Annotated in this window: 13 protein-coding genes; 6 read left to right on the top strand and 7 right to left on the bottom strand. The window is 60.2% G+C overall.

The window, feature by feature from the left end; all coding sequences use genetic code 11:
- The 4 genes from AC2FNB_RS19100 to AC2FNB_RS19085 form a co-directional block, all read left to right on the top strand.
- Nucleotides 1–194, top strand: a 194-nt coding sequence (locus AC2FNB_RS19100) for a molybdate ABC transporter substrate-binding protein (protein ID WP_496748423.1), incomplete at its 5' end; no start/stop codon positions are given.
- Nucleotides 195–198: 4 nt separating this feature from the next.
- Nucleotides 199–891, top strand: a complete 693-nt coding sequence (modB, locus tag AC2FNB_RS19095) for a molybdate ABC transporter permease subunit (protein ID WP_480749391.1) — start codon at nucleotides 199–201, stop codon at nucleotides 889–891.
- The gene (modC, locus tag AC2FNB_RS19090) at nucleotides 888–1,991 is read left to right on the top strand and encodes a molybdenum ABC transporter ATP-binding protein (protein WP_496748422.1); all 1,104 of its coding nucleotides are present in this window, start codon (nucleotides 888–890) and stop codon (nucleotides 1,989–1,991) included. The genes modB and modC overlap by 4 nt, the downstream gene beginning before the upstream one ends.
- 103 nt (nucleotides 1,992–2,094) lie before the next feature.
- Nucleotides 2,095–2,508, top strand: coding sequence for a hypothetical protein (locus AC2FNB_RS19085; RefSeq protein ID WP_480749389.1), 414 nt, complete (start codon nucleotides 2,095–2,097; stop codon nucleotides 2,506–2,508).
- Between the two features lie 3 nt (nucleotides 2,509–2,511).
- On the opposite strand, the gene hemF is transcribed toward AC2FNB_RS19085, so the two are convergent.
- The 4 genes from hemF to clpS form a co-directional block, all read right to left on the bottom strand.
- Nucleotides 2,512–3,396: an oxygen-dependent coproporphyrinogen oxidase gene (hemF, locus tag AC2FNB_RS19080; RefSeq protein WP_496748421.1), complete on the bottom strand. Its 885-nt coding sequence runs from the start codon at nucleotides 3,394–3,396 to the stop codon at nucleotides 2,512–2,514.
- Between the two features lie 5 nt (nucleotides 3,397–3,401).
- A complete protein-coding gene (locus AC2FNB_RS19075; protein ID WP_480749387.1) occupies nucleotides 3,402–4,202 on the bottom strand; it encodes an SDR family NAD(P)-dependent oxidoreductase in 801 nt (266 codons plus the stop codon).
- A 37-nt stretch (nucleotides 4,203–4,239) separates the two neighbouring features.
- Complete coding sequence (locus AC2FNB_RS19070; RefSeq protein WP_496748420.1) at nucleotides 4,240–5,205, bottom strand: class I SAM-dependent methyltransferase; 966 nt, start codon at nucleotides 5,203–5,205, stop codon at nucleotides 4,240–4,242.
- An 85-nt stretch (nucleotides 5,206–5,290) separates the two neighbouring features.
- Nucleotides 5,291–5,632 (bottom strand): ATP-dependent Clp protease adapter ClpS, encoded by a 342-nt coding sequence (gene clpS, locus AC2FNB_RS19065; RefSeq protein WP_480749385.1) that lies wholly within the window; start codon nucleotides 5,630–5,632, stop codon nucleotides 5,291–5,293.
- Nucleotides 5,633–5,723: 91 nt separating this feature from the next.
- Here clpS and AC2FNB_RS19060 point away from each other — a divergent pair, with 91 nt between their 5' ends.
- Both AC2FNB_RS19060 and AC2FNB_RS19055 read left to right on the top strand, forming a co-directional pair.
- A complete protein-coding gene (locus AC2FNB_RS19060; RefSeq protein ID WP_480749384.1) occupies nucleotides 5,724–6,425 on the top strand; it encodes an HAD family hydrolase in 702 nt (233 codons plus the stop codon).
- A 286-nt stretch (nucleotides 6,426–6,711) separates the two neighbouring features.
- Complete coding sequence (locus AC2FNB_RS19055; RefSeq protein WP_496748419.1) at nucleotides 6,712–8,112, top strand: D-alanyl-D-alanine carboxypeptidase family protein; 1,401 nt, start codon at nucleotides 6,712–6,714, stop codon at nucleotides 8,110–8,112.
- Between the two features lie 105 nt (nucleotides 8,113–8,217).
- On the opposite strand, the gene AC2FNB_RS19050 is transcribed toward AC2FNB_RS19055, so the two are convergent.
- From AC2FNB_RS19050 to AC2FNB_RS19040, 3 genes are all read right to left on the bottom strand, one after another.
- Nucleotides 8,218–8,532, bottom strand: a complete 315-nt coding sequence (locus AC2FNB_RS19050) for a hypothetical protein (RefSeq protein WP_480749383.1) — start codon at nucleotides 8,530–8,532, stop codon at nucleotides 8,218–8,220.
- A gap of 119 nt (nucleotides 8,533–8,651) precedes the next feature.
- Nucleotides 8,652–9,413, bottom strand: a complete 762-nt coding sequence (locus AC2FNB_RS19045) for a LamB/YcsF family protein (RefSeq protein ID WP_480749382.1) — start codon at nucleotides 9,411–9,413, stop codon at nucleotides 8,652–8,654.
- Nucleotides 9,414–9,424: 11 nt separating this feature from the next.
- Nucleotides 9,425–10,151 (bottom strand): 5-oxoprolinase subunit C family protein (locus tag AC2FNB_RS19040; RefSeq protein WP_496748418.1); only part of this gene is annotated, 727 nt, incomplete at its 5' end.

Here is a 10,151-nt window from a genome sequence, read left to right as displayed (position 1 = left end):
CGACTGACGCCGCAGCGGACGAACGGGTTCAGGTTCTGGGCCACTTTCCTGCCGCTTCACATCCACAAATCGTCTATCCGGCTGCGGTGACTGCAAAAGGCTCGGACGCTGCCCGAAGGTTCCTTGCTTATCTGCGGCGGGACGAAGCTCGCCGCATCTTTGTCGCGCAGGGGTTCGCCCTGCTGGAGGGTTAGGAATATGGGTTGGCTGGGTCCACAGGAATGGACTGCGCTGATACTGTCGCTCAAAGTGTCGCTTTGGGCGACGGCGGTGGCTTTGCCGTTGGGAATATTCGTGGCCTATGCTCTTGCCCGGTGGCGGTTTCCCGGGCGGCACATCGTCAACGGTCTGGTTCACCTGCCGCTGATCCTGCCGCCGGTGGTCACGGGGTATCTGCTGTTGTTGACGTTCGGCACCCAAGGGCCGCTGGGCAGCGCCTTGCAACAGATCGGTATCGTCTTTGCCTTTCGTTGGACCGGGGCGGCGCTGGCGGCGGGGATCATGGCCTTTCCGCTGATGGTGCGCGCCATCCGTCTGTCGATCGAGGCGGTCGACCCCAAGCTGGAACAGGCTGGGGCAACGCTGGGCGCCAACCGGTTTATGGTGTTCGCCACGGTGACGCTGCCGATGATCTTTCCGGGTATCATTGCGGGGGCGATACTGGCCTTTGCCAAGGCGATGGGGGAATTTGGCGCAACCATCACCTTTGTGTCGAACATCCCCGGCCAGACCCAGACGTTGCCATCGGCTGTTTACGCCTTTCTGCAGGTGCCAGGTGGCGAGCCTGCGGCAACACGGCTTGTGCTGGTTTCCATCGGGATCGCGATGGGCGCCTTGCTGTTGTCGGAATATGTCGGCAGGCGTGCGGCGGCGCGGGTGGCCGGAACATGACGTTGTCGGTGCATATCCGGCACCAATTGCCCGAGATGGAACTGGACGTTTCCTTTGATGCGCCGCCCGGCGTCACGGTTTTGTTCGGGCGGTCGGGGTCGGGCAAGACCACGGTTGTCAACGCGGTGGCCGGGTTGTTGAGGCCAGAGATGGGTCGAGTTGCGGTGGGTAACTGGGTTCTGTTTGACACGCAACAGAAGCGGTGGCTGTCGCCGCACCGGCGCAGGCTTGGCTATATATTTCAGGAAGGCCGCCTTTTTCCGCATCTCACCGTGCGCCAGAACCTGGCCTATGGTCGCTGGTTTGCCCCGCGCGGAACCCGATTTGAAAGCGAAGACAAGGTGGTCGGGATGCTTGGTATCGGCCACCTTCTGGATCGCAGGCCAACGGACCTGTCCGGGGGCGAGAAGCAGCGCGTTGCCATCGGGCGTGCCCTGTTGGCCGGTCCCCGGTTGATCCTGGCGGACGAGCCGTTGGCGGCGCTGGACGACGCGCGCAAGGCGGAAATCCTGCCCTATTTCGAACGGCTCAGGGACGAGGTTTCAATCCCGATTCTGTATGTCACCCATTCTGCCGCCGAAGTGGCGCGCCTGGCGACTTCGGTGGTCGCGTTGCAAGACGGGCGTGTCGCCCGGCATGGCCCCGCATCCGAGGTCCTGTCCGACCCGGCGGTCGCGCCTGCGGGTATTCGCGCCGTCGGGGCAATCCTGCAAGCCAATGTCGTGACACATCACGATGACGGGTTGACCGAGCTGCAGGCTGGTGAGAACCGCCTGTTTCTGCCGCGCATCCCACACCGGATTGGCGAAAGCCTGCGGGTTCGGATTGCGGCGCAAGAGGTGATCCTGGCCAACCACAAGCCAGAGGGATTGTCGGCGCTCAATGTTCTGCCCGGCACGGTCACGGGTATCCGCGCGGGTGAAGGGCCGGGGGCAATCGTTTCGGTCGCGACCGATGCCGGGACAGTGCTTGCCCGTGTCACACGGCGATCCGTGGTGGCCCTTGGGCTAGGAGTTGGGAGCGAATGCCATGCAATCATCAAAACTGTGGCGATTGCCCCGGAAGATGTGGGCGGGCGTATCCTGAAAGGTGCAGATTGAAGTCGCTGTGTCGAGATTTGACACTTGCGTGTTTCAGTGTGGGCGACGCGAAACAATGCGCTATGCTTTTCATGGATCACGAGTATTGAAACTGGAGATACGGATGAAACAGTTGGTTAAGGTGGGCGTTCTGACCGCCCTGATTGTAGCCCCGGGAATGGCGTTGGCATTCCGCGCCTGGAACCGATCCGAGGTCACGCCGATCGGCAATGGCGTGTTCGAAGTCGTCAATTACTTCGGCTCGGCCCCAAGGGATTACTGGTGCGGTGCGGGTGATTACGGCATCCGGGTACTCAGGCTGAAGGGTAACGAGCGCATCTATTTGTGGAATGCGGTCGGGCCGTCGGTGTCGCAGCCGGGCAAGAAAGGCGTTCAGTTCTCGCTGCAGGCCCCGGAGGGCGCGGATACAACGCCGGGCTATTCCCTGACCGTCAAGCGCGTGGGCGACAACCTGTCCGCATCGATGGCGCAGGGATATTGCTACGACAACCTTACCGACGATTTGTGGCTGCGGTAACGCTCAGACCCATTTTGCCAGCGGTGGCAAGCTCATCAGTACAGCATCGGGATCATGGCCGGTTTCCAGCCCGAACTTGGTGCCGCGGTCGTAAACCAGGTTGTATTCCGCATAAAGCCCGCGGTGAATCAGTTGGATGTTCTTGTCTGCGTCGGTGAAACCCTGCACCCTGCGCTTCTCCACCAGAGGCACGAAGGCAGGTAGAAAAGCCCGGCCGATATCCTGTGTCAGGGCGAAATCGGCCTGCCAGTCGTCGGTGCAATAATCATCCATGAAGATACCGCCGACACCCCGCGCGCGCTTGCGGTGCGGGATATAGAAGTACTCGTCCGCCCAGTCCTTGAGGCGTGGATAGTGGCCCACGCCATGCGGGTCGAGGAAGGATTTCTGGGTGCCGTGGAAATGTGCGGTATCTTCGTCATACTCGATGCAGGGGTTCAGGTCGGACCCGCCGCCGAACCACCAGGCATGCGGTGTCCAGAACATGCGGGTGTTCATATGCACCGCCGGAACCTGCGGGTTCTGCATATGCGCGACAAGGCTGACACCCGAGGCCCAGAAGCGCGGATCGTCCTTCATCCCCGGAATGCCCTTGCGTGCGGCCATGGCGCTTTGCGCGCGTTCGCCCAAGGTGCCATACACCGTCGAAACGTTGACACCCACTTTCTCAAACACGCGCCCACCGCGCATGACCGACATCAGCCCGCCACCGGCATCCGTTCCGTCGTCTGAGTGGCGTTTGGTTTCCGTGACTTCGAAGCGACCCGGGACAGCGTCCGAAAACGGGCCGGAGTCATGATTGTCTTCCAGTTGTTCAAAGGCGGCGACGATTTCGTCGCGCAGTTGACGGAACCAGGCGGAGGCGGTGGATTTTTCTGTATCGAACATCGGTATCAATGAGCCGGGGCCGCAACGGAATCGAGAAGGGTGCGCCCGCCATCGACGGTCAGGATCTGGCCGGTCATGAAGCCGGAGGCTTCCGAGGCCAGAAATTGCGCGGCTTCGGTTAACTCGGTCGGCGCCGCGATGCGGGCCAGAGGGGTATGCCGTTCGATATCCAGACGGAATTCGCGGTTGTCCTTCAAGGTAGTTCGCAGCGACGCACTCATCACCGAGCCGATTGCGATGGCGTTCACGCGGATGCGCTTGGGGGCGAGAGAGACCGCCAGCGAGCGGGTCAGCTGATCGAGGGCCGCGGTAGAAACCGAGTAAGCCAGAAGGTTGGGATGTGTCCTGCGTGCAGCGACCGAAGACAGGTTGATGATCGATCCGGCCGGGCTTTCATTGTCCTTTTCTGTCTGCTTGATCATCCGGTTTGCGACCATCTGGGTGAGCCGCATCGCCGGCATGAGATTCTGATTCAGCAACTCGCGCACCGTGTCATCCTCGGGGTCCAGGGGATCGGTCGGCAGAACCTGCCGCGCGCCGTTGACCAGGATGTCCACCTGATCAAAGGCGTCGATGGTCGCCGACAGCAGATTGGCGATGGTCAGTTTCTCGCGCAGATCTCCGGCGAAATACCTGATATTGCTGTCTTCGCCCTGCTCTCCCAATTCGTTGGCCAATCCGGCCTCGTCCATGTCCGCGAACATGACATTTGCCCCGGCCTCGGCAAAGTGTCTGCCTATGGCAAGGCCGATGCCATTTGCGCCCCCGGTGACGATTGCGGTTTTGCCTGCGATGGAAAAGGACATCCGGTTCCTCCTGAGTTGCGGCGCACGTTAACCGGGATCACCGGCGAGGGCGAGAGGCGTGAAGCACTTTGAAACGGTTGTCTCCCGACGCTTCTTCCACGGATGCGAAGGAATCGCCAAGCGTGGCCTCATACGGCAGGTGGCGGTTGGCGACCATCCACAGGTGCCCCGACTTGCCCAGGTTGCGGGCGGCGGACTGAATGAATCCCTTGCCCAGCGACGGGTCGGCGGCCCGGGAGGTGTGAAACGGCGGGTTCATGACGACCGCATCCAGCGGCTCGGCGGATTTCCATGTGACGGCGTCGGCCCAATGAAATCGGGCACGGGCATCCGGCACGTTGTCCCGTGCGCAGCTCAGCGCGAGGTGATCGGCCTCGACCAGATCTAGCTTTTCGATACGTTCGTCCTTAAGAATCTGCGCCGACAGGTACCCCCAACCCGCCCCAAAGTCCGCGACATGGCGGCCCAGTTTTGCGGGCAGGGCGGCCAAAAGCAACTCGGACGCGGGATCAATGCCATCGGCGGAAAAGACGCCGGGCGCGGTCACAAACCCGTCGGCCTGCTGGTGTTCCGGCGCGGCCCAGTCGGAAAATGCGTCGGCATCGGATTTGAACCAGAAAATCTTGCCATGCGCCTTGGAGATCGGCCCCCGAACATCGACCCTCTTGCGAATATCCTTGAACAGGCCGTCCACGCCATCGGTCTTGCCGCCGTCGATGACAACGGTTCCCGCGGCCCTTGTGCACGCCTGTTGCACCATCGCCCTGGCCTGCGCCTTGGCGCGCGGCAGAAACAGGATCGCATCGGTACACGGAGTGTCCGAAGCGGGTACTGCATGAAACCCCAGTGCCGCGAAATGATCGTGGAACGGCTTGAACGGCTGCACCACTTCGGCCTGGCCGGGCAGGTCTGACAGATCATGTTCAGGCGTGGGCAACAGGGCTGATACGTTTTCGGACAGGGTCAGTCCGGCGTCGAGGGCAAGTGAAACGCGAGGCGACATTCAGGATTCCAAGTCGTGTGTCAGAGGGATGGATTGCGGTTTCGCAATTGACAGAGGCAGGCGCAGTCACGGCCAGTCAACCGGTTCAATCCTCTTTTTCCATCGTGCATTGAAGCGGGTGCTGGTGGCGTCGGGCGAAATCCATCACTTGCCCGACCTTGGTTTCCGCAATCTCGTGGCTGAACACCCCGACAACGGCCACGCCTTTCTTGTGGACGGTAAGCATGATCTCGAACGCCTGCGCATGGCTCATACCAAAGAAGCGTTCCAGCACATGCACCACGAATTCCATCGGCGTGTAATCGTCATTCAGCAGCAGAACCTTGTAGAGCGGCGGACGCTTGGTTTTTGGGCGCGTCTGCACAAGGATCGAGGTGCTTCCATCCTCGTCCGATTTGTCCGACATCAACAGGGGTTCGATCACCATTACTTTCGAAATTCCGATTCAGCCTTCGATTCAATTGGGAGCTTATATAACCTTAGCGCAGCTTTGGAAAAGAGAAAGCAGGCAAATTGGCATGGGACAAATGCTCACGACTGTCGGGTTCGATGCCGACGACACATTGTGGCACAACGAACGGTTCTTTCAGCTGACCCAGTCGCATTTCGCTGAACTGCTGGCTGATCACGCCGAGAAAGATCACCTGATGGAACGGCTGTTGGCCGCGGAACGACGCAACATCAGGCACTATGGCTACGGAATCAAAGGCTTTACCCTGTCGATGATCGAAACCGCCATCGAGGTGACGCAAGACCGTGTACCTGCCTCGGTGATCCGCCAGTTGATCGAAGCGGGGCAGGAGATGCTGGCGCACCCCATCGAGTTGTTGCCTCATGCGCGCGAGGCAGTCGAGGCCGTTGCGGAAACGCACAAGGTCGTGCTGATCACCAAGGGCGACCTGATTGATCAGGAACGCAAGCTGGCGCAGTCGGGATTGGGGGAGTTGTTCAACTTTGTCGAGATCGTTTCGGAAAAAACGCCTGACATCTATCACGGTATTTTTGCCCGTCATGGCGATGGCGCGGCGCAATCGATGATGGTGGGCAACTCCATGCGGTCGGATGTTCTGCCTGCGATCGAAGCCGGGGGATGGGGGGTATTTGTACCGCACGGGTTGGTGTGGGAGGTGGAACAAGCCGACGCACCCGACGATCACAACCGGTTTCGCGAGATTTCTGATCTGGGCGATTTGGCGGATCTGGTGCGTTCTCTGGACTAGTTGCGCTTGTTGCAAAAGCGCCTCATCTTTCAAATTTTAAGGGGCGATTATCGTCGATAGGTCGAAGATACACCAGATATGGGGCGCTTTTGTAAGTCCCGCCACTATATGCAGGTTGGTGGTTTCAAGGAATTGATCATGCAAATATGGCGCTTTCGGTTTCAATCAACAAAACCCTGTGTTACGCTTGAGGCAATAAAAATGAATTTTGCTGACCGGAAAATCCGGCGGCGCGAGGCAGACAGAGGCAAAGATCGTGCAGGTTCGGCGGACAAGTCCGGCCCGTATGGGGCTATATCTTCTAGCATTTTTGTGGCTGCTATTGATGCTGCCGCTTCACGCGGTGGCGGCGCCTTACGCGGCAATGGTCATTGATGCCCGAACGGGCGAAGTCCTGCATTCCAAAAACGCCGATGCCCGACTGCATCCTGCCTCTCTGACAAAAATGATGACGCTCTACATCGCGTTCGAAGCGGTGCGGAACGGCGAGATCACCCTGGATACCATGGTAACTGTTCCGTCCGAGGCGGCGGCAGAACCGCCGTCGAAGCTTGGATTGCGGACCGGACAGAAGATTGCGTTTCGTTATCTTATCCGCGCGGCTGCGGTGAAATCGGCCAATGACGCCGCGACGGCGATCGGTGTCACGCTCAGCGGGTCCGAGTCCGCTTTTGCCCGCCGCATGACGCGCACCGCCAAGTCGATGGGAATGACGCGTACGACCTTCAAGAACGCACATGGTTTGACCGAGGCAGGGCACCTGTCCAGTGCCCGCGACATGACAACCCTGGGGCGGCACCTGCTGTATGACTATCCACAGTATTACAACCTGTTCTCGCGCCAATCCACGAATGCGGGGATCAAGACCGTCCCCAACACCAACCGGAAACTGCTGGCAGCCTACAAGGGCGCGGACGGGATCAAGACCGGATACACCCGCGCGGCAGGTTTCAATCTTGTGGCTTCGGCCAAACGCGGGGATGAGCGCATCATCGCCACGGTTTTTGGCGGCAATTCCAGCGCCTCGCGCAATGCCAAGGTGGCAGAGCTTCTGGATCTGGGATTCCGCAAGGCGCCTTCGCGCGCGCCGATCCGCAAACCCGCACGTCCGGTCTATGCCGGGAACACCGGTATCAGCGATGGCGTGACCAAGACGATCCGGCTGGTTGGCGCCCCCGAAAAGAGCCTTCGCCCACTTTCGCGTTCCGGTGCCCAGCCAGTGCTGCTTGCCAGCGCCATCGCTGAAAATGCGGCCGAGAACGGCACTTTGATCCAGGAAAGTATCGAGGCTGCGATTGCCGAAGTCGGATCGACGGCTGCACAAGCCGTTGCCGAGGTTACCGATACCCGGCCCGTGGGACGCCCAAAAGAACTGGTTCTGGCATCCGCGTCACCGGCCCCCGAGCCGGAGCCCGAACAAGAAATTGTCACCCGCCTGTCCACTTCCGGTGGCCATCTGTGGGGTATCAATGTCGGGCGCTATCCCAGCCGGTACGAGGCAGAGAAAATCCTGCTGAGAACGGCGTTGGCGGAAATGACCACGCTCGACGGTACCCTGCGCAAAGTCAATCAAGGGTCGCGCGGGTATGATGCCACTTTCCAGGGCATGACACGCGAACAGGCTGATCTGGCCTGCCGTCGCCTCAAAGCCCGCAATGTCACCTGTTTCATGATCGGACCATCCTAAGGTCTGGCGCTCGCTCACGAGTACTGGACGGCTGCGCTCTCAACCGCAGCCGCTTTTTATTGGATTGCGCAGCGAAAACGGGCCGCGTTTCTTAACGCCCGATTGTCAGATCAATAACATTGGCCGCCCGAATGACGGGCCTTGCGGCATGCAATAAGCGAATGGCCCTTCAGGACGGGTTTCGATCATCACGATGCGCCAGCACGACGTCAGGTCGCGCATTTCAGTTGCCAAGGTCTCGTTGTCCGTGGGATCGATCATGAGGGTAATGGTATCACCTTCGGCCAGACGTTCGGCATCCGATGGCGACAATTTCACCAAGGCCAGTTTTCTGCGCAGGTGGCGCGCTTGGCAGATCAACACGGTCTTGCCGGGTTGGAATTTCGCGGTTGGCTGGTCGAGCGTGACTTTGACGTTCATTGAGTTCCTCCGGGGTCAGGCGGCCTGTTCGGCTGCACCGGATAGATGGAGCGCGACCTGGGCCCGCGCTTGTGAACAGACGCCAAAGGGTTTTGCGTTTTGGCCAACCGCCCGACTATCTAACGCTCGAACTTGCTTACCTTGATGCCACCGTCAATCAGACTGGAACGTACAGATTTGGCGATCTGAACCGCTGTCGGCCCGTCGCCATGCAGGCAGATCGTGTCGATCGAGGCTTCCAGCCGCTTGCCGTTTTCGGTGATGATCGCCCCTTCGCGCACCATGTTCAGAATGCGTGGCCCGGCGATCTCGGGGTCGTGAATGACGGCTCCGGGAAGGGAACGATCCACCAGTGTGCCGTCGTCGTTATAGGCCCGGTCGGCAAAGATTTCGCCTACCCAATTGCAGCCCAGTTCGCGCACGGCTGCTTCCTGCTGGGTTGCCGCCAAAACCATGATGATGATGTCCGGGTTCACATCCAGTGCGCCCTCATAACAGGCGCGCGCCATGTCCTGATCGGCTGAACACATATTGGCCAGCGCCCCGTGCAGTTTCAGGTGTCTGACGCTGGTGCCAACGGCTCTTGCCATACCTTGTGCCGCGCCCAACTGATAGCGGACCAGATTGCGCAGGGAGCTGTGCGGCACCTTCATGTTGCGCCTCCCGAACCCCTGCAGATCGGGAAAGCCGGGATGGGCGCCGATCCCCACATCGTTGTCCGCAGCAAGCCGCATGGTCATTGCCATCACGTCCGGGTCGCCCGCGTGAAACCCGCAGGCGATATTGGCCGAGGTGATGATTTTCAAAAGGCTGTCGTCATCGCCCATTTTCCAAGGGCCAAAGCTTTCTCCCATATCGGCGTTCAGATCGACGCGGTTCATCGGCAGTCTCCTCAGTCGGTCGCGGAAACAACTCCGCTGATCAATTGGTAGGACAGAAGGTCGGCAATGTCATGCGGGTCGCGGACCAGTGGTTCGACCCGTCGGGACAGCCCCGCCAGATCCTTGACAAAAGCGGTTTGAAGGGCCGTCGCCTCGTCCAGTGTCACGAACTGGAACCTGATCTTGCCACCTGCCGGTGTCTGAGCCGCGCGAGGCAGGTCGCAGGGCACGACCGTGGCGATGCGGGGATAACCGCCGGTGGTCTGGCATTCAGGGAGCAGGATGAAAGGGTTTCCCGATCCGGTCATCTGGATATCACCCGGGGTGATGACTTCGGACAGAATGTTGAGCTGCCCCTGCGCCGCGAACCCCTCGCCGTCACTGTCCAGTTGCATACCCATCCTGTTGGCGCGCGGGCCGCGCCGGAATTCGGTCTGCTCGAACCGGGCCAAAGTCTCCGGATCGAAAAGCGCGGTCTGAAAGCTGGGCACGATGCGCAGCGCACCGCCCGAAAACCGCTCGGCGGGCACCAGTTTCATACCCGTGATACCCGCGTCAGGCCCACCGGGCAATGTGTCCCCGGTTTCAACAGCCCTGCCGATTTTGGCAGTCAGATGTGTGGCGCGTGATCCCAGGAACGGTTCAGTTGCGATGCCGCCGCCCAAATGCAGGTAACCATAACCACCCTTGAGTACAGCCCCCAAAGTTAACCGCTGCCCCTTGGCCAGCAGGTGCGAG

The sequence above is a fragment of the Ruegeria sp. BHSB058 genome (genome assembly GCF_059613285.1).
This window is presented reverse-complemented; position numbering and strand designations above follow the sequence as displayed.